The sequence below is a fragment of the Schaalia sp. JY-X159 genome, from assembly GCF_014525425.1.
Classification (GTDB): domain Bacteria; phylum Actinomycetota; class Actinomycetes; order Actinomycetales; family Actinomycetaceae; genus Scrofimicrobium.
In genome coordinates, this window is record NZ_JACEXI010000001.1 from 445030 (window position 1) to 464539 (window position 19510).

Here is a 19510-nt window from a genome sequence, read left to right on the forward strand (position 1 = left end):
CGCTACCCTTGGGTCGTGAGCAACGAAGAGAACGCATCGGTGAGCCCTGATTCGACGAAGAAGGGGCGCCCGACGCCAACACGCAAAGAGTCCGAGGCCGCGCGCCGCAAACCACTGGTCCCGACAGACCGCAAGCTTGCGAAGCAGCAGGCGAAGCAGAAGCGTGCCGAAGCATATGAGCGGGAACGTGTTGCACTGGAGACCGGTGACGAACGGTATCTTCCCATTCGTGACAAGGGTCGCATCCGCAGGTACATCCGTAACTACGTTGATGCTCGCTGGTCTGTGGCGGAGTTCTTGCTCCCCGCCATGCTGGTGTTCCTCGGCGGAATGCTGCTCTTTTCGTTCATTCCGCTGCCTGGCGGGATTAGCGAGTACACCATTGTTGGGCTCACGGTTCTGTTCTACGGGATGCTGATTGCTGCGCTAATCGAATCGATTTTCGTTTGGCGCAAGCTCAAGAAGCTCCTCGCGGCGAGGTATCCGGGCGATGAGATCCCCAGGGGTACCTGGTTCTATCTATTCTCTCGAATGCTCATGGCACGACGGTGGCGCTCCCCACGCCCAATGGTGCAGCGTGGGGAGTACCCGAAGTAGACTGCTCCGCCTTCCTGTTCGCTAGGCTCGCGGCAAGCTCCTCTACGACTTCGGCGGTCTCTTCCCAGCCCTCCACAGCCAGGGTCGCCCATCCTGCCGCTTTGACGGGGTAGTCGTTTCCACCCTCGTCCAACCGGTCTCCGATGAAGAGCATGTCCTCTTTGGCGATCCCAGTTTGCTCGACGAGGGCGCGCATGCCGTAGGCCTTGTCGATGCCCCGAGCAGTAATGTCTACGGAGGTTGACCCACCTGACCGCACCTCAAGTGTTGGTAGCAGTGCCCCCACTTCCTTCGCCAGTGACGCCCTCTTTTGACCGGTCGGATCCCAGGCTCGCTTCGCATCAAGAGGTGCATTCTGCCCCAGGGCTGAGAACGTAATCTGGGAGTTGCGGTTTTCGATGATCTCCCCCCACGGATCTTCGCACCACAACCCGAGCTTTCGTGCGGTCGTCTCCAGTGCTGACATGGCGTTCTGCGCCTCGTCTTCAGTGAGTTGGTGGTCATAGACATCGACGAGGGCGCCCTCGTGGAAATTTGCATAGCGAGTTCCACAGGTAGGCAGCAGATGGAGGTTCGCCAACTGCGTTGGGCTTGCATGCAGATTCCCAAGTAATTGCAGGTCAAACTGGGGAAACGCTCCACCGGAGATGACCGCGACTTCACACACATCCAAAAGGTCGCGCAATGCGCGCGCCATTTGGTCTGGAAGTGGCGACTTTGAGGGGGCCAATGTGTCATCTAGATCGAAGGCAACCAGCTTCCACGCAGGGCCAAGCAAGTCTAAAGAAGGGGTACTTGTCATGATGCGCATTTTACCTTCGCGACCAACCTGGTTCCCAAACTGGGCTGGAAGGTCACTACAATGTCGGAACGTGCCTTTTCGGCCCGTTATCTTGTAACCCACGACTGTCACGGAGGACACAATGGCAACTCCCCACATTCGCGCTGAAAAAGGCGACATCGCACCCGCAGTTCTCATGCCAGGCGACCCTTTGCGTGCGAAGCGTATCGCTGAACTGCTCTTTGACGAGCCTCGCCTGATCAATGATGTCAGGGGCATGCTCGGATACACAGGAGAGGTGGACGGAAAGCCGCTCTCTGTGATGGGTTCGGGTATGGGACAACCTTCTGCGGCACTCTACGCTAGCGAATTGTTCAAGTTCTACGGCGTTGAGAGAATCATCCGCGTCGGAACGTGCGGCGGGATTGCACCACACGTCAAAGTTGGCGACACCGTCATTGCGATCGGAGCCCACACGGACTCGAACTTCAACCAGTCAAGAATTCCGGAGATCTATTTTGCGGCAATGGCGTCCTTCAACCTAGCGCGCGCTGCGTTTGAGGCGGTACCTGAGGGCCAACGCGTGCACGTAGGACCGATTGTCTCGCGAGACCACTTCTATCGTGTCGTACCGGGACAGGTTGAAGGCCTCGCAAAATACGGCGTGCTCGGGGTTGAGATGGAAGCAGCAGCCATGTATGGAACCGCCGCTGAGTACGGCAAAGAGGCCCTGACTGTGCTTACCGTGTCGGACCACCTTCTTGATCCCAGCGGGGACATGTCAGCAGAAGATCGAGAGTCGAAGTTCCAGACCGCCCTTGCCGTTGCAGTTGCAGCAGCGCATTCCTAGGTAACTGGGCCCCGCTCCCGCCTACCCAGACGGTGAGCTGGGCCCGGAAAACTACTCAGAGTCGACTAGGGAACCACGTAACTGGTCAACAACCCCCGCATCCATGTCGTGTTTGAGCAGGTAGTTGTGGGGACTCCCAAAGTGCTCATCCATATACGTCAGCGCGTCGACCATAGCTTGTGGTGGCGACTGGGACATGAGAGGCGCCAACTTATCCGCCTCTTTCTTGCCGACAATCTCGCTGACGAGCTTGATCTTCTGCTCAAGCCAGGGGCCCTCAAGGTTGTCCTGCGTCAGTGCATATGAAGAAACAATGTCATCGCGGGAAACCCCTAGGAGCTCTTGGATGAGGGCGACTGTGATGCCCGTGCGGTCTTTACCAGCGGTGCAATGAATGATGACGCTTCCCTGACCAAGTCCTTTCGCAGCGGCCGTAACAGCCTTTGCAAAAGCTCTCCCGCCCTCCTTGAGCATCTCCTGGTACATCTTCGAGACCGTCATGTCTCCCTCAATCATCGAGGCTGGGGAGCCCGCCATGATCGAGTGCTTCTCGACGGCGAACCCACCCATTTTAAACAAGGATGGCTCCATCATGACTTCAACCTCGGTGCGAAGATCGATGATACTCCTCACGGGCAGATCCCTTAGGAAGTCCGCATCCTGACTGTCAAGAGCAGCAGGTTGGTCTGAGCGAAGCAGACGCAGGGTGCGCAGACGCCCATCAGAGGCATTGAGGCCGCCCCCATCGCGGAGATTGTAGAAACCGCTCAAGTCATATTTGATGATGGTCATCGGTCAAGCCTCTCCCTCGAGTCTCTTCGCCTCACCACGAGTTGGCGCTAGTCTTCGCGATCTGGTGAGTTGTAGGGGTTCTTTCGCAGAACCCACCCGCTCAGTAGCGCCACCACCGGCCAGGCTACCCCGTTGAGCCACATCGCAGTGCTTGTGGTGCCCTCCGCGATATCAACCCAGGTGAAGACGCCCATCACAACGGATACACACAGCACAGCCCACGTAATAGCCTGTCTAATTGCTGGGTCCACCGGCAGCCCTCCACTTCCGCACAGATACTGCTCCCAGCATACTCTGGAGCGACGCTAGTCCCCTGACGTCAACAGCTTGCGACACAGCGTCCCCAGCTGATCTACCTCCTCATCGCTAAGCCTTGAATGAAGCCTTTCGGCGACCGCTACTCCGTGCGCTCGACCGACTACGCGCTGGATCTCCCTGCCCGCTTGTGTCAGAGAGAAAAGGGAAGCTCGTCCGTCAACTCCATGTCGACATCGTGCAATCAGGCCCTGCTCTTCCATGCGCTTCAGCATGCGGGATAGAGCAGGCTGGCTCAGAACTACCTTGTCAAGGAGCTCGGACTGGGTAAGTGAATCTGCTGCTCTAGACAGCGCGTAGAGGATGTCATACTCCCGCATCGGCAAGTCACCAAAGCTACCATCCGCAATGAACTCGCGGTTTAGTCGACTGTAGACCCGTAAGAACGATTCCCACGTGTTTGAAGCGGCTCCCAACTGGTTGCGCGAGAGTTTCTCCATGATTGCCTCACCTTCTAACCCAAAGACCCGTCAGCAGATAAACCGAAGTGCAGGTGTCGAACATTCTCAGGCCCGCACCTGCACTTCACATTTGATACCTAGATTAGGCCTTGTTCTTCTCTACGTGAGCAGCAACTGCTGCGATGTATTCGGTAAGGAAATCAACGGATCCCTGAGCGATCGTCCCGTCCTCGTTCAGAACCTTGTTGATGTTCAGGTACGCTTCCGGCTGACCCATCACCTGCATGTTGAGGAATAACAGGACGTTGCGCAAAGCCTGTTGAGCTTGACTTGTACCGAGATCCCCGATGGAAGCACCAGCGATTGCCGCGGGCTTGCCGTTGAATGAGCTCTTTCCCCAGGGACGTGAACCCCAGTCGATGGCATTCTTCATGACACCGGAGAAGGAGCGGTTGTACTCAGGGGTCACGAACAGCACCCCATCGGCCTCGTCGATCTGCTGCTTCAACAGGGCTGGGCCCTCTGGGTAGGCGCCATCAAAATCGTAATTGTAGAGGGGCAGATCCACGTCGACAGTTGTGAATTCTACGCCCTCGGGCGCAACAGATTCCAGAGCATTAGCCAGCTTCTTGTTGATAGAGTTCTTACTGAGCGAGCCAACGAGCACAGCGATCTTGGTCATTTCAGGACTTCCTTCTCGTGAAAAATTGTCAGAGCAATGGAGGCATCTGCTCCAGGACTTCAGTCCCGCTCCTAAGCAACTATTATGCATCTGCATATAGTTTTACGCCAGAGCTGTCCGTCACTTTTTCTCAGGTTCTGTCGGCCACCCTCTCCACAACAAGGTGGTTGTTAGAGTGGTTGTCGCAGCCTATCGCCGAAAGGAGCTGCCGTGATGTTTCGTGGATCAGGGACCGCGCTTGTTACCCCATTTCATGAGGGTTCAGTCGACTGGGCTTCCCTCGAAGCTCTTCTCAACGCCCAAGTCGAGGGCGGAACAGCTGCTCTCATTGCGTGTGGCACCACGGGTGAACCCTCGACGCTCACCTTTGAGGAACAGTGCGACGTTGTCTCGTTCGTCGTCCAACACTCAGGTGGCCTTCCCGTCTACGCGGGTATAGGCGGAAACAATACCGCTCACGTCATCGACTGCGGCCGAGCAATGGCTGATCTGGGTGCGGATGGACTCCTAGGTGTCACCCCGTACTACAACAAGACCACGCAAGATGGGCTGGTCGCGCACTACAGCGCGATTGCCGACGCAGTGGACCTTCCCCTGATCATCTATAACGTCCCTTCCAGAACCGGACTGAACATAGCTCCCACCACCACCGCTCGACTTGCTTCTCACGAGCGCATCGTCGCCCTTAAAGAGGCGAATCCTTCGATGAGTCAGATTCTGGAGGATTTTCGCCTTTGCTCCGATTCGCTGGCGATCTACTCGGGTAACGATGACCTCACGTACCCATTCTTGACCCTCGGCGGGGCAGGCGTGATTTCAGTCGCCTCAAACCTTATACCTCGACCAATGCATGACATCATCCGTCTTTTTGACGAGGGCGATTGGCTTTCAAGTCTTGCCCTCGCTCAGCAGTATGCTCCGCTTATCGACCTCCTCTTTGCTCAGGTCAGCCCCCTCCCCGTCAAGGCAGCCCTGGCCCACATAGGGTTGATGAAGAATGAGTTGCGACTCCCGCTGGTTCCTCTGACCGATGAAGAGGCTCAACCCCTGTTTGCAGAGCTGCAAGGACTCGGTATCGAGTAGGTCACTGCGAGCCTGCCAGCACCTATAATCACCTCAGCACAGGTATTTTTCACACAACAGGCAAGGTTCGCACGGCTATGACAACTGAATCAGCGCAGGCGCAGCGAATTCGAGGGCGTCTGGCACGTAAAGCTATCCCCCGTAAGGCTCTGGGCGAGTTTACCGCCCTCGATCGAGATCCTGCCGCAATGATTCAGAGGCGCGATGAAGGACGTCTGGCACGCCTGGTTCCGCTTCGCCACCAACGAATGTCTGCCAGCGAGTTCGCCTTCTTCCGCGGATCTGCTGGTCTAATGGCCCACGACCTCGCGTTGCAGGCGCAGACGGATACCCAGCTGGTGATCTGCGGTGATGCCCATATCAACAACTTCGGACTCTATGCCTCACCTGAACGCCGACTCATGTTTGACCTCAATGATTTCGATGAGGCGGCACCTGGGCCATGGGAGTGGGACGTCAAGAGGCTTCTCACCTCCGCGATCCTTACGGCCAAAGAGATAGGCGCGTCCCCTGACGAGGTCTCCGATATCGCGCAGAACGGCGCCAAGACGTACCGCACCGCGATGCAAGAAATGCTTGCAAAGCCCGCCCTCGAACGCCACTATGTTTCGGTGGATTCAACCACTATCGCTGCGAGCGTTCGTGAGGGAGGCCTCCGCGGCTTCACCAAGACGACACAGAAAGCACGCAAACGCGACGCGGATCGCACAATCGCGCACCTCATGACACCCGACCGAATGGGGTTCCTCCGTTTCAAAGATGATCCTCCCATCCTCACTCACACTGGTGAAATGTCGCAGCGGGACTTTGAAGAGCTGTTCCTCCAGTACCGCGACTCGGCCCTCTCGGAGATTGGCTTCCTGCTTTCGCGCTACGAGATCACGGACGTAGCGATGCGGGTTGTCGGCGTGGGCTCGGTCGGGACTCGCTGCTACCTGGTGGCACTCACTGGCCCCGAGGGCAACGGAATGGTCCTTCAGATCAAAGAAGCGGGCGAGTCCGTCGTGACACACTTTTCCGAACCGAACATGACGACGCCGCAAACACTCACCAAAGACATGTCGGGGGGCGACCGAGTAGTCACCCACCAGCGGATTCTTCAAGCTGTTTCCGACCCGTTCTTAGGCCATATCACCCAGGGCGGGCGGAGCTATTACGTACGCCAGTACCGCGATGCGAAAGGCAGTTTCGACACGACGACCATGGACGTCGAAACCCTCAAGAACTACGTGCGCCTGTGCACAACCTTGCTCGCGCGGGCTCATTCACAAAGCCCCTACGCACACTGGGTTGGGGGCTACATAGGTGACACAGATGCCTTCGATGTCGCAATACTGTCGTGGTGCACCAAGTACTCTGAGCAGGTCTCCCGTGACTACAGACGCTATCTGGAGGCGATCGAGGACGGAAGAGTTTCCGTGGCTATGGAAGAGCCCGCCACGTAACCTCGATCTAGAAACCGCGCTTCAGTCCAGGAGACCGGGAACCGACCGAGGGCGCACCAGCGTCCAGAGGAAGATGGCTCCGAGCAGTGCTGAGATCCCCATGACTCCACCCATCGGAATCGGGCTCCCCACACCGAGCAAGCCGATTATTGGAGAGAGAATCCCAGCGGTTCCGAAGTTCATCGCACCCAGGATTGAGGCCGCAGTACCAGCCTGATCACCATGACGCGACAGGGCAAGAACCTGCTGGGTTGGGAACGCAAAACCGCAGCACAGAACGAAGAACCACAGCGGGATCGCAGTCCCCCACATTCCGAACCCGGCAAGGCCATCAAGGATGATGATCACGGCAAGGACCATTTGTGTCGATGTCGTCCCAACAAGAATCCACTGCGGGCCGACCCCAAAACGGTCCATGAGCCGCGAACTGGTCTGCACCCCGATGATCACTGCAACCGAGTTAATCGCGAAGAGCATTCCAAACTGACGTGCATCGAAGCCATAGACCTGCTGGAACAGGAACGGGGCAGTCGACAGATATGCAAATAGTCCAGTGAACGTCATTGCAGCGATCAGCACCGCACCAACATAGACGCGATCACGGAACAGGATCGCATAACGCTGACGCAGGGTCCTCTGGTTACGGGAGCGTCGCTCTTTTGGAAGGGTTTCAACCACAAAGAAAGCCACGGCGATCACTACGAGGACGCCGTAGGAAGCCAGCACCCAGAAGATTCCCCTCCAGGAGGTCACGGTGAGTAGCCAGGACCCCAGAATCGGTGCAATAACCGGAGCGAGCCCATTGACTAGCGCCATTCGGCTGAGCATGCGAACCAAAGCGCGACCCGCGAAGAGGTCCCTGACGGTAGCCATCGCGACGACACCACCAGCAGCCGCACCGAAACCCTGAAGTACACGGAGGATTCCAACAATGGCGATCGATGGCGCAAGCGCAATACCAATGGATGCCAGTACGTGTATGCATGTACCCAACACCAAGGGATACCGACGTCCCACTCTGTCCGACAGCGGTCCGACGAACAATTGACCAACCGCAAACCCAACCATTGTGCCGGTGAGCGTTAGCTGAACGACGGTAGCGTCCACTGCAAAGTCAGCTTCTAACACCGGGAATGCTGGAAGATACATATCCACGGTAAACGGGCCCAATGCCGTCAAGGCACCTAGGACAAGGATGTAGGCCAGTCTTCTGCGTGAAGAAAGCGAATCACCGAGGTTAGGGACATTAGGCCCTGACATTTTGTTAGCCTTTCAGGCGTAGTAGTATCGCCCAAAAACCGGTTTGAGGGCGCCGATGAGGGCCCCGCTCCTAGTAGGAGTCGTAAACGGCGTAGGCAGCCTCCGCTATCGTCTCCCAAGAACCTCCTGCGGTCAAAATCACCAGGATCATCTCGCCTTTGTCGGACTTCACAACGGCGGCGTCGTGCAGGTACTGGTCAAGGAAGCCAACCTTGTCCCAGACAACAGCGGAACCAACTCCCGCCGGGATTCCGTCGCGGAATTCCTGCTGCTCCATCGCGTCCCCAAGGCGGGCGAGGTCGTTTCCATTCAGAGCATCGCCGACGACAACCTCACTAAGGAAGTGAGCCAGATCGCTAGCAGTTGTCCGCATGGCGGACCACTCGACATTTGTGTCAGTGAGGCCAAGCTGCGTCATCTGCTTCTGCACTGTCGCGGGTCCAACGAGTTCCAGCCACCGCTCAGAACACTCATTGTCTGACTCGATGATCATGTCGTCAAAGCACTGGCCAAGGGTGCGGGATCCTAAGAGTCTGTCCTCCCAGTCCCATCCCCCTCCGTTCACCGCTTCAAACATTGAGTATGCAACAAAGAGTTTGTAGGTACTTGCCGAGGCGAACTGCTGGTCTTCATTAAGCTCCACAAGCACCTTTTCGCCCGTCACATCGAACGCAACTACTGCAATGGAGGCGGGTTCCGCGAGTTTTTCGATCTTCTCCCCCAACTCCCGACGGCGGAACTCGTTGTCATGTTCCTGCTTGATGATGGCGGCTAGATCACGGGCGGTAGCCAAGACTTCGCCTCGCTTGGGGAACGGAGCCATCTGTAGCTCTCGAGCCGATATCAGTGCTGCTTCAAGGTCTCTGGACACAGCACTGGGGAACCTATTGGCTTCCGCGCTCTCCACCAGCATCTCCGCCTCCGCTGTGAGCTCTTGGAGGTCCTGAAAATCCTGTACTGAAGGCGGCATCTGCACCGCCCGCTCTTCAGCGACAGCGGTGCCGAGCAGATCCCCGTCTTGTCCACTAGCATCCGGAGTCGGCGGTGTCAGGGTCATGATGAGCGATGTGTAGATGCCGAAAAGCAGCGTCGCCACGACAAACGATCGCCACCTAGTTCGGCCCCTCCCTACGGGCACGAAGTGCCCACCGACTGGGAAAGTGCTTGCTGCAGTGCAAGTTCGGAACTTGCGATTTGGGTTGAGAGCCTTCCGTACTGAACCTCCATGAGCCCTGCGATGGCGTTGCTGACGCTCGAATCATCCCCGTCCGTGACACGCGATGGTACCTGCTCTCTGAGACTCTCCAGAGTGTTGATGGTAAATACCGAATCCTGGAGGTCTCCCAGAGTTGACGTCACGTGCCGCCACGCAGAAGTAAGTTGCGCATCCTCACCGAGAAGCGCCTCATATGCATAACGCACGGACTTTGCAGCTTTGCGAACCATGTGCCATTGCATGCCCTGAGCGAGAAGGTCAGGGTTGTCCCCTTCCTCTAATGCGCGCAACATCCTTGAGCATGTACGTCCAACCGGCCGTGCCCAACCTGTTCCGAGCAGTGCCTCCACCAGGTCACCAGGCATAGCTGGGCCGGCCTTCCGCCGACGTGGATCTACCAGCAGAACAAAGAGGTCGTGCAGCAGTTCGAATCGTGGACTTGCTAGCTCCTCCTTGGCGACTTCCACAGAAACGGCCTCGTCCTCGTCCAGCCAGTTGAAGACGACGTCGACTCCTTGACCTGCGATGCCCCCCTCGGACTCAAGGGAAAGCTTCTCTTGCAGAACCTGTGTATCCCGCAGCTCTGACAACACTTCCCCGTACCATCTGAGCTCCGAAGTGAGGTGGGACCGAAGGGACTCAGGAAATAGTGCGGGGAACGTCCCGAGGGTGCTGCGAAGCCTGCGAGCTGCAACCCTGGACCTGTGGACGGCATCTTCTTCGCCAGAGCGAACCCCGTCTTCAAGCGCTTGGAGAACCCCAACTTGACGACACACATAGCCCTGAACCGCGAGGGTGCTTGTGGGGGTTTTCTGCTCGTTCCAAACGGACCGCGGCCACTTCTCCAACGCCCGTGAAATCTTTGAACCGTAAGGGGCGGCAAGCAAACCGGAGCCGAGCAGCACTCTCGACAGGTGAGTCAAAACTCGCCGGTCACCCATGCCAAGTTCCACCTCAACCTCATGCCACGTCGCAAACGGCCGCTCGCTCTCTCCACTTGCTGCCTCGAGCGAAGTGTCTGCGCGGACCTCATCATCACACAGCGTTGCAAGAACTGCTCCTCGTGGTGAAAGGAGAGGCGTTTCAACTCTGCGCGTCTCTAGGCGTGCAACAGGCAAGAGGGGGCTCATGCGGACAGATTCTGGAAGAGCATTACGAAGCGACATTGGCGGTCGTGCCCCTGCGATCGGTGCGTGAACCTCGATCTTCTCCCCGTCGGCCTCGCTCTTCATTTTGAGGTGCCAACCCGCATCTGTGCCACCGGAGCGACGTCGAAGCGCCACACCGAGAGTCAGCAGTTGCAGTTCCGGTGTGTCAAAGTAGAGGGCGTTGAGGTTACTCACCGCTATTGGCCCAAGTGGGGCAACTTGAGAGAGATCCGGCAGTGCACTGTCACGGCCGAAGATAAACTTTGCCTCAACCTCAATCTCTTCAGAGACGTCGGCTGACATTGCAGAGCTTTTCCCGGGCGTTTTCACCTCAACGTCGGCGTCGGCCTCAAAAAGCGGCAGTAGCCCCTGTGACCCGCTACTGAGTTCGGGCAAAAGTGACCACACTCCCACTGTCTTCCATGGTGAGAGCATCACCGCTCACTCCCACAGGAATCTCCTCCCCCGCAAACTCCAGAACGCAACCCGAAGACGTTGCGCGCCAAGTTCCGGTTTCTGCCTCCCCGAGGAAGAGAAGTTCCGCTGCTCCGTCGGCGTCCATCGTCAGTTCGATTGTCAGGCCGAGAGACTCCAACTGAGCCATCTCCTCTTCACCGACGATGTCACCGTTCATGGACATCTGCTCCAGGCCCCACTCCCCCTCACACGCTGCTTCGGTGGAGGGCGACCCACAGGCAGTAAGTCCAGCTCCAACCAAGAGGGGCAAAGCGACTGCTAACGCGGACAGCTTGTGATTCATCTGCGGGCTTTCGTACGGGGCCGAGCTAAACTTCAACTCACGGGTGTAGACGAGAGTATCACTGCAACAGCGAACGATCCGAGAGCTGCGCACCCTTGATCTTCTCAAATTGGTCAAGCAGATCAAGGACGGTCATTTCACGCTTGACGTCCCCTTCAACATCGAAGATTATCTCTCCCTGGTGCATCATGATCAGCCTGTTACCCAGACGCAGAGCCTGCTCCATGTTGTGTGTCACCATCAATGTTGTCAGCCTATGCTCGGCAACGAGACGTCCTGTCAGTTCCGTGACAATTTCGGCCCTTTGGGGGTCCAGTGCGGCCGTATGCTCGTCAAGAAGCAGAATCTTCGGGCTGGTGAAGGTAGCCATGAGCAGGGACAGAGATTGCCGCTGTCCTCCCGAGAGCAAACCCACCCAGTCCCTGAGGCGCGTCTCCAACCCCTGATCCAGGGTCTGAAGTTGTCGGGCGTACTCAGCCTTCTTATTCTTGGTGATACCAAGGCCCAATGTACGGCGCTTACCACGGTTGGCGGCAATCGAAAGGTTCTCTTCAATGCTCATGTGGGGCGCGGTTCCAAGGGACGGATTCTGGAACACTCTGCCCATGTACTTGGCGCGTTGGAAGTCCTTGAGCCTAGAGACATCAGTTCCGTCGATCGTCACCCTTCCGACGTCTGGCCTGATAGACCCCGCGATGACATTGAGCAGCGTGGACTTCCCCGCGCCGTTGGAACCAATCACCGTGACGAACTCGCCGTCCTCGAGGCTGAGGTTGATGTTTGAGAGGGCACGCCGTTCGTTGACCGTTCCGGGAAGGAATGTCTTTGAGACGGCTTCTAGTTCCAGCATGGTCGCCATTTCAGTTGTCCTCCTTCAGAGCCGCGTTCTCACGAACTAAACGATCTGTCATCCTGTCGTCGGGGCTACGCCGCCCTAAGCCAAACAGGCGGTGCAGGCGAGCCGGGATCTTCCACTGCGGAACCAGTAGTGCGAACACAACAATCACCGCAGAGATCAGCTTCATATCGTTGGGGTTGAAGCCAAGGATCAGGGCAAGCTGGATTACCACGCGGTAGATGACGGCACCCACAACCACGGCTGTGGCTGCACGCCAGATCGTTGTGCGGCCCAAGATGGCTTGGCCGATGATTACTGACGCCAACCCGGCAACAATGATGCCGATTCCCATTCCAACATCCGCGAAACCCTGGTATTGCGCGACCAGAGACCCGGAGATTGCAACCAGGCCATTAGATAGAGACAAGCCCAGGATCTTTTGAGCGTCCGTAGAGACCCCGAACGAACGCACCATTTCTGGCGAATCTCCAGATGCGCGCAACCCAAGTCCCACATTGGTGTGAAGGAACCAAATCAGCCCCGCCAAAACGATCAGAACAAATGGGGTCATTACCAGCGGTCCGTACCACGTTCCCAGCAACCCACCATCGCGCAGAGGTGTGAATATTGTGGTTGCCCGAAGAAGGCCCAGGTTCGAAGTCCCCATGATCCGCAGGTTGATCGAGTAGAGGGCGATCTGGGTGAGAATGCCAGCCAGGAGTCCGTCAATGTTGCCCTTCGTGTTGAGAAGGCCCGTGACAAGCCCGGCAGCCAGCCCGGCAACAAACGACGAAGCAATCGCCAGAACCGGGTTCGTCCCATTGAGGATTAGGGTCGCCGATACCGCGGCCCCCGTTGCGAAGCTGCCGTCGACCGTCAGGTCTGGAAACTCAAGTACTCGGAAGGTGAGGTAGACACCGAGAGCCATAATGGCATATATCAGGCCCAACTCAACAGCGGTTATCACTGGCTTCAGCCACCTCTCAAATTGACGCCCGGTATGCTGGCGCCTACTCGGTTATGTTCGCGGGATCTGCTTCTTCGACAATGTTCACCGGAATCTCCACACCCATACGCTGTGCCGCCCCCAGGTTGAGGTATAGAGCCGGCTCGGTCGAGGTCGCGACCGCAATCTCTTCAGGGCTCTTCCCCTCCTTGAGGATCTGCACAGCCATCTCACCTGTCTGGTAGCCCAGCTGGTAGTAGTCGAGGCCGTATGTTGCGATCGCACCACGCGCGACAGTGTCGCCCTCGGCGCCAAAGACGGGGATCTTCTTGGCTTCGCCAACCTGCAACACGGTTTCAAAAGACGTCACAACTACGTTGTCAGTGGGCACATAGATCGCGTCAACATCGCCAAGAGATTCGGTAGCCTGCAGCACATCCTGGGAACTCATGGCTGGCGCCTCGACAATCTCCAGTCCCAGTTCACCGGCCGCTTCCTTCGCCCAGTCAACCTGCACCAGCGAGTTCGCTTCTCCCGGAGAGTAGACAACTCCGACCGTCTTTACTCCCGGAACGATCTCTTCAATGAGTTCCAGCTGCTCCTTCACGGGGTTCGCGTCAGAGGTCCCAGTGACGTTGCCTCCCGGGGCTTCCCAACTCTCTACCAGACCTGCGTCGACAGGATCCGTCACTGCGGTGAACAGGACCGGTGTGTCCGTGATCGCTTGCGCCGCTGCCTGGGCCGTGGGTGTCGCAATTGCGAGGACGAGGTCGACATTTGATGACTTGAATGAGCCTGCAATCGAGGCCGCAGTGGATTGGTCACCGTTCGCATTCTGCTCGTCGAACTTCACGTTGAGCCCCGACTCCTCGAGTGCCGCCTTGAATCCGTCCGCTGCCGCTGTGAGTGAAGGGTGCTCCATTAGCTGACTGATGCCAATGACGTACGTCGTGTCATCTGCGGCTTCGTTGCTTGCCTCACCGCCAGATTCACCGGATTCGGGCGCGGCAGAGTTGGTGCTACACGCACCCAGTGCAAGCATGCCTGCGATACCTAAGACCGCCAGCGAAGAAAGCTTTTTCAAAATCCTACCTCCAGGTCACCTGAATCGAACTTGGCTGCGGCCCTAGCGGCTACAACGACGCGGAACAACTTAGCGATCATAAGGGTCCCATCGCCGACGCCCTCGGAACCGTCCAGTGAGTGAACTACCCTGGAGCTTACGAAGGGAGCCGACATGACCGACCTTGCACTAACACGCGCCCAGGACAAGATGGCTGCGGCGGGCATTGCGCCGGGCGCAATCAGAGTATTTTCCCACTACTTCCAGCAGCTGCAATCCGGCGATCTGGGATTGATCAGCGAAGAGGAGATTGAGCCGTTTCTAGACCCAGTTGTGGCAAACACTCTCGACTTCACGGCGGACGCGCAACGTGATGCCATGCGTAAGACCGCGTTGCTACGTCTCAATGGGGGCCTGGGAACCTCAATGGGGTTAGAGCGAGCCAAGACGCTGATCCCGGTCCGTGATGGGAAGAACTTCCTGGAAATCATTGCCTGCCAGACCCGGCACGCAAGACGCAGGTACTCGGCGACGCTACCGCTTATCTTCATGAACTCCTACAGAACGAATACGGACACCTTGGAATGCCTGTCCCAGTTCACAGATCTCCAGGTGGAAGGTCTGCCACTGAGTTTTCTCCAGAGCAAAGAACCCCGCCTCGATGCCGAGAGTTTGCAACCCATCAGCGTGCCGGAGAGTCCGGATGACGAGTGGTGTCCTCCGGGCCACGGTGATCTCTACGTCTCGCTGGAATCCTCCGGCATCCTCGACCTCCTAATCAACCAGGGGTTCCAGTTCGCACAGGTCTCAAACGGCGACAACCTTGGTGCCACCCCCGATGGCAACATTGCGGCGTGGTTCGCATCCTCTGCAGCAACATTCGCAATGGAGGTGTGCACGAGGACGTCCAATGATCGCAAGGGCGGGCATCTAGCGCGGCGGCGGGAAGACGCTGCGCTTATACTCCGCGAGTCGGCCCAGACCCCCGACGGAGATCGGGCAGCGTTCGAAGATATCGATCAGCACCCATATTTCAACACGAACACCCTGTGGCTCAATCTGCCCCGACTACGGGATGCCCTTACCCGTCGCGATTCAATCCTGGGTCTTCCGCTAATCAGAAACATCAAGAGTGTTGGCCGGGGCGAGGATGAAACGCAGATGGTGGTACAGCTTGAAACAGCGATGGGCTCCGCAATCGAAGTGTTTCAGGACGCGCAGGCAATTTTGGTTCCCCGTAGCCGCTTCCTCCCAGTCAAGACAACCAATGAGCTCCTTCTACTCCGCTCGGACCTCTACACCATGGGGGACGACTGCGCTCTTGGGCTGACTACACAAACTACGCCACGAGTCGACTTGGAAGCCACCTACTACGCACACCTCGACCAGTGCGAGAGTCGCATTCCGGAATCTCCGTCAATGCGCAGCGCAAAGTCTTTGAGGGTCGAGGGCGACTGGTACTTTGTGCCCGGGTCCACGGTTGAAGGTGATGTTCTGCTCGGCAAAGAGGGCGGCATCTATCAATAGTCTCAGCCGGCTCTAGGTTTGGTCATTAGGATTGACTGCAGACCGCGTAAACACGAAGTGGAAGAAGAAGGAACTTGATGGCCACGGCTTCGAAAACCGGTTCAGATCGCCCTGTAACAACCGCAATCATTCTTGCAGCCGGGGGTGACGACGAATCACGGGAGTTGCTCCACGCGGAGCTCTCCGACTCGACGGTGGCCGCTCTGGCGGTGCAGAATCTTCGCCAAGTTCTCCCCGCTGAGAGAATCATTGTTGTCGTCGCTCCCGAAGATCAGAGGATTCGCGAGACCCTTGGAGAAGACCTAACCTATGTGGTCCAGGAAGAACCTTTGGGAACAGGCAACGCAGTCGCAGCCGCGCGGGGCGTGATTCCTGATGACACCGAGCAGCTCCTAGTCACCTACGCGGACACTCCACTTCTTCGGCCCGCATCCCTGCGGGGGCTTCTCAACCGGCACAACTTAAAGAAAGCCGGTTTCTCATTACTCACAGCACGCATGGATCAGCCTCTCCCCTACGGCCGCATTGAGCGTGACCCCGACGGCAAAATCACTGCCATTGTTGAACCAGAAGACTTGACGTCAAAAGATGCGGGAATTACGGAGGTCAATGTTGGGTCGTACGTAGCAGCGCCGGATCTACTCCTTGAGAAAATTGACGACCTTGCCAGCCGCGGGGAGCATCGCCTCACCGAAGTTGCGCGGAGCTTCCTCGGTTCAGACCACGGGGTTGTTTCGTACCGTATCTATGACACCGACGAAGTGCAGGGCATCAACACCGAGGAAGGTGTGGCGCAGGCCGCCGACATTGTCCTCAAACGTCTTTTTGTGCCCAAGAAGGACGCGGACACCACCATCAAGTTTGGCACCGGTGGATGGCGAGCCATCATTGGTGAGGGATACACGCTTGGCAACCTGCGCAGATTGTGTCAGGCCATTGCGAATGAGGCCACGCGCCAGGGTGTCGACCATATGGGTGTTGTTATCGGTGGGGACCGCAGGTTCCTCTCTCGGGAGTCAGCCGAAGCCGCGGCAGAGGTTTTCGCCGGCAACAATATCCCGGTTCGACTGCTGCCAGACGACGTACCAACCCCGCTGGTAACCTTCGCAGCGCCATACACTGAGTCCGCTTACGGCGTGATCATCACGTCCTCGCACAACCCGCCGAACTGGAACGGAGTGAAAGTTTTCCGCGCTGATGGTTCGCTTCCATTGGATGCTGAGACCGACCGCTACCAGGATGAGGCGAACTCACTGCGTGTCGAGGATGTTGTCACTCTGGACCTCGACCTTGCAAGAGCGGCGGGAGTTATCGATGAGACTCCGCTGACCGACCCCTACATTGACGCAATCGAGCAGATCATTGACTGGGAGTTGGTGCGTGGATCAGACCTTCGTGTTGCAGTTGATCCGATGTACGGCACCAGCCAATTGACTCTGGGGACCATTCTTTCCGATATGCGCGTCCAGGCAGAGTTCATTCACGCGGCCCACAACCCTCTCTTCGGCGGTATAGCACCGGCCCCTGATTCCGAACGTCTCGATACCCTGAAGAAGATGATCAGGTCCGGGGGTGGAAAGTACGACCTCGGTATGGCTACCGATGGGGACTCCGACAGGATTGGCATCGTTGATGAGAATGGCGAGTACGTCACCTCAAATGAGCTGTTGCTTCTGATCTACTGGTACCTGCACGAGTACAAGGGTGAGAAAGGCGGGGTTGTCCGCAACGTAGCAACCACGCACCTACTGGACCGCCTAGCCGACCACTTCGGAGAAGAACACCGGGAATGCAAGGTCGGGTTCAAGCACGTCACTGCTGGTATGCAAGAAATCGACGCTGTTTTGGGCGGTGAGTCCTCAGGCGGCCTCACCGTGCGCGGCTGGATCCTTGGAAAAGACGGTATCTTCGCATGTGCTTTGGTCGCTGAGATTCTGGCGCGCACCGGTAAGAGCATGTCTGAGTTACTGGAGATGATCTACGAAATAACGGGACGTCTGTACTCGATGGAAGAGAGCATCCCAGCGACACCTGAGATGCGGCTCGAAGTTCCTCGCCGACTTGAGTCCGAACCGCTGACCCACATCGGCGAGTACAAGATTGTGGATATCGTCCACACCGATGGAACGAAGATTCTTTTGGAGAACGACAACTGGGCGCTACTCCGGTTCTCCGGTACAGAACCGGTGTTGCGCCTGTTTGTGGAAGCAGATACCCCGGACAAAGCCGAGGAGCTGCTGAGTTGGCTACGGGGTTTTGTCACCGCGTAGCCACGGGTGTGGTTTGTGAAATGTTGGTTAATAAGAAGTGAGAATGATTCCGCAATAAACAATTAAGGGAGATGGGTTCAATGACGAACACCCGTACCGAAGTGGACCTCCTAGGTCCAAAAGAAGTACCCGAGGACGCCTATTGGGGTGTTCACACGCAGCGTGCCGTGGAGAACTTCCCTATTAGTGGTCGCGTGGTGGGCAACTATCCGGGTTTCATGAAGGGCATGGCCGAAGTCAAGAAGGCTGAAGCTCTGGCCAACAGGGAGGCTCGTGTCATCCCCAAGAAGGTTGCTAAAGCAATCACCGCGGCCTGCGACATGATCATGTATGAGCAGGTCGCTAGGGATCAGTTCCCAGTTGACCTGTTCCAAGGTGGCGCCGGAACCTCTGTCAACATGAATGCAAATGAGGTGATAGCCAACCTGGCACTAGAGACCTTGGGGCTACCGAAAGGCAGCTACGACGTTATCAATCCGAATGACCACGTCAACAAGTCCCAGTCGACGAATGATGCGTATCCAACCGGGCTGCGACTCGCCATTTACCACATGGTTCACGACCTAAGTATTGAGTTGGGGAAGCTATCTGACGCTCTGGACCGCAAGGGTGATGAGTTTGCTCGGGTCATCAAAATGGGACGAACGCAGCTTCAAGATGCTGTGCCAATGTCTCTTGGCCAGGAGTTCCATGGTTTCGCTGCCACCATTCGAGCTGAGACTGACTACTTGACCAGCCAGGCTGAACTAATGCTGACGGTGAATCTTGGGGCGACCGCCATTGGAACCGGTGTCAACACGCCGCCAGAGTTCCAGAGCATCGTGGTCGACAAACTTGCGGAAGTGACTGGACTACCGATCAAAGGTTCGACCAACTTGATCGCGGCGACATCAGATACCGGTGACTACGTTTCAGTTCACTCCGCATTGAAGAGGACCGCAAGCAAGATCTCCATGCTCTGCAATGACCTGCGCCTTCTTTCTTCGGGTCCCCGGGCTGGTCTCAATGAGATCAACCTTCCTGAGATGCAGGCAGGGTCGTCGATCATGCCTGCAAAGGTAAATCCCGTCATCCCTGAGGTCATGAACCAGATCTGCTTCAAGGTTTTCGGAAATGATGTTGCAGTGACCTTCGCATCCGAGGCCGGACAGTTGGAGCTGAACGTGATGGAACCGGTCATTGCTCAGTGTCTCTTTGAGTCCACTGAGTTGCTACAGACAGGATCCGCCGTACTTCGTACGAAGTGCATCGATGGGATAACTGCCAACGAAGAGGTTTGCAAGAGTTACGTAGACAATTCAATCGGCATTGTTACCTACCTCAACGACATCATCGGCCACCACAATGGCGATGAGATCGGTAGAGAATGCGCCCGCACTGGGAAGACAGTACGCGAGGTTGTCCTTGAACGCGGACTCATGACTCCTGAGGAGCTCGACGAAGTGCTGTCTGTCGACAACCTCTTGAAGCCGCAGTACTTCGGCGAATACTTCCCCGGCGACGACTAACGCCATAACGAGACTCGAAAGGATCAAC

At 57.1% G+C, this 19510-nt stretch carries 19 protein-coding genes; 7 read left to right on the forward strand and 12 right to left on the reverse strand.

Annotated elements, in window-relative coordinates:
* Positions 1–15 precede the first annotated feature (15 nt).
* Positions 16–597 (forward strand): DUF3043 domain-containing protein, encoded by a 582-nt coding sequence (locus tag IDL90_RS01985; RefSeq protein WP_187994140.1) that lies wholly within the window; start codon positions 16–18, stop codon positions 595–597.
* On the opposite strand, the gene IDL90_RS01990 is transcribed toward IDL90_RS01985, so the two are convergent.
* A complete protein-coding gene (locus IDL90_RS01990; protein WP_187994141.1) occupies positions 536–1399 on the reverse strand; it encodes an HAD-IIB family hydrolase in 864 nt (287 codons plus the stop codon). The genes IDL90_RS01985 and IDL90_RS01990 overlap by 62 nt on opposite strands.
* Before the next feature lie 121 nt (positions 1400–1520).
* On the opposite strand from IDL90_RS01990, the gene deoD reads away from it, so the two are divergent.
* The gene (gene deoD, locus IDL90_RS01995; protein WP_187994142.1) at positions 1521–2228 is read left to right on the forward strand and encodes a purine-nucleoside phosphorylase; all 708 of its coding nucleotides are present in this window, start codon (positions 1521–1523) and stop codon (positions 2226–2228) included.
* Between the two features lie 51 nt (positions 2229–2279).
* Here the strand turns inward: deoD and IDL90_RS02000 are convergent, their stop codons facing one another.
* The 4 genes from IDL90_RS02000 to IDL90_RS02015 all read right to left on the reverse strand — a co-directional run bounded on the left by IDL90_RS02000 (position 2280) and on the right by IDL90_RS02015 (position 4418).
* Positions 2280–3020 (reverse strand): tyrosine-protein phosphatase, encoded by a 741-nt coding sequence (locus tag IDL90_RS02000; protein ID WP_187994143.1) that lies wholly within the window; start codon positions 3018–3020, stop codon positions 2280–2282.
* A 47-nt stretch (positions 3021–3067) separates the two neighbouring features.
* The gene (locus IDL90_RS02005; RefSeq protein ID WP_182140725.1) at positions 3068–3271 is read right to left on the reverse strand and encodes a hypothetical protein; all 204 of its coding nucleotides are present in this window, start codon (positions 3269–3271) and stop codon (positions 3068–3070) included.
* Positions 3272–3325: 54 nt separating this feature from the next.
* Positions 3326–3775, reverse strand: a complete 450-nt coding sequence (locus IDL90_RS02010; RefSeq protein WP_182140724.1) for a MarR family winged helix-turn-helix transcriptional regulator — start codon at positions 3773–3775, stop codon at positions 3326–3328.
* 103 nt (positions 3776–3878) lie between these two features.
* A complete protein-coding gene (locus IDL90_RS02015; protein ID WP_187994144.1) occupies positions 3879–4418 on the reverse strand; it encodes an NADPH-dependent FMN reductase in 540 nt (179 codons plus the stop codon).
* 213 nt (positions 4419–4631) lie between these two features.
* Here IDL90_RS02015 and dapA point away from each other — a divergent pair, with 213 nt between their 5' ends.
* Both dapA and IDL90_RS02025 read left to right on the forward strand, forming a co-directional pair.
* On the forward strand, positions 4632–5501 hold the full coding sequence (gene dapA, locus IDL90_RS02020; RefSeq protein WP_182140722.1) for a 4-hydroxy-tetrahydrodipicolinate synthase: 870 nt from the start codon (positions 4632–4634) through the stop codon (positions 5499–5501).
* Between the two features lie 77 nt (positions 5502–5578).
* Complete coding sequence (locus IDL90_RS02025; RefSeq protein WP_182140721.1) at positions 5579–6946, forward strand: DUF2252 domain-containing protein; 1368 nt, start codon at positions 5579–5581, stop codon at positions 6944–6946.
* Between the two features lie 21 nt (positions 6947–6967).
* Here the strand turns inward: IDL90_RS02025 and IDL90_RS02030 are convergent, their stop codons facing one another.
* The 7 genes from IDL90_RS02030 to IDL90_RS02060 form a co-directional block, all read right to left on the reverse strand.
* Entirely contained in the window at positions 6968–8206 is a 1239-nt protein-coding gene (locus IDL90_RS02030; RefSeq protein WP_187994145.1) for a multidrug effflux MFS transporter, read from the reverse strand.
* Between the two features lie 70 nt (positions 8207–8276).
* Positions 8277–9302, reverse strand: a complete 1026-nt coding sequence (locus IDL90_RS02035; RefSeq protein ID WP_187994146.1) for a serine hydrolase — start codon at positions 9300–9302, stop codon at positions 8277–8279.
* A 32-nt stretch (positions 9303–9334) separates the two neighbouring features.
* Complete coding sequence (locus IDL90_RS02040) at positions 9335–10978, reverse strand: CHAD domain-containing protein (protein ID WP_187994147.1); 1644 nt, start codon at positions 10976–10978, stop codon at positions 9335–9337.
* Positions 10950–11366, reverse strand: coding sequence for a hypothetical protein (locus IDL90_RS02045; RefSeq protein ID WP_187994148.1), 417 nt, complete (start codon positions 11364–11366; stop codon positions 10950–10952). Before IDL90_RS02045 ends, IDL90_RS02040 begins: the two co-directional genes overlap by 29 nt.
* 22 nt (positions 11367–11388) lie before the next feature.
* On the reverse strand, positions 11389–12180 hold the full coding sequence (locus IDL90_RS02050) for an ABC transporter ATP-binding protein (protein WP_187994302.1): 792 nt from the start codon (positions 12178–12180) through the stop codon (positions 11389–11391).
* Positions 12181–12190: 10 nt separating this feature from the next.
* Positions 12191–13135, reverse strand: coding sequence for an ABC transporter permease (locus IDL90_RS02055; RefSeq protein ID WP_187994149.1), 945 nt, complete (start codon positions 13133–13135; stop codon positions 12191–12193).
* A gap of 43 nt (positions 13136–13178) precedes the next feature.
* The gene (locus tag IDL90_RS02060; protein WP_223175109.1) at positions 13179–14198 is read right to left on the reverse strand and encodes an ABC transporter substrate-binding protein; all 1020 of its coding nucleotides are present in this window, start codon (positions 14196–14198) and stop codon (positions 13179–13181) included.
* A 153-nt stretch (positions 14199–14351) separates the two neighbouring features.
* On the opposite strand from IDL90_RS02060, the gene IDL90_RS02065 reads away from it, so the two are divergent.
* The 3 genes from IDL90_RS02065 (at position 14352) to aspA (ending at position 19482) form a co-directional block, all read left to right on the forward strand.
* Positions 14352–15704, forward strand: coding sequence for a UTP--glucose-1-phosphate uridylyltransferase (locus IDL90_RS02065; protein WP_187994150.1), 1353 nt, complete (start codon positions 14352–14354; stop codon positions 15702–15704).
* A 77-nt stretch (positions 15705–15781) separates the two neighbouring features.
* Entirely contained in the window at positions 15782–17974 is a 2193-nt protein-coding gene (locus IDL90_RS02070; RefSeq protein ID WP_187994151.1) for an NTP transferase domain-containing protein, read from the forward strand.
* A gap of 80 nt (positions 17975–18054) precedes the next feature.
* On the forward strand, positions 18055–19482 hold the full coding sequence (gene aspA / locus IDL90_RS02075) for an aspartate ammonia-lyase (protein ID WP_187994152.1): 1428 nt from the start codon (positions 18055–18057) through the stop codon (positions 19480–19482).
* Positions 19483–19510: the final 28 nt, after the last annotated feature.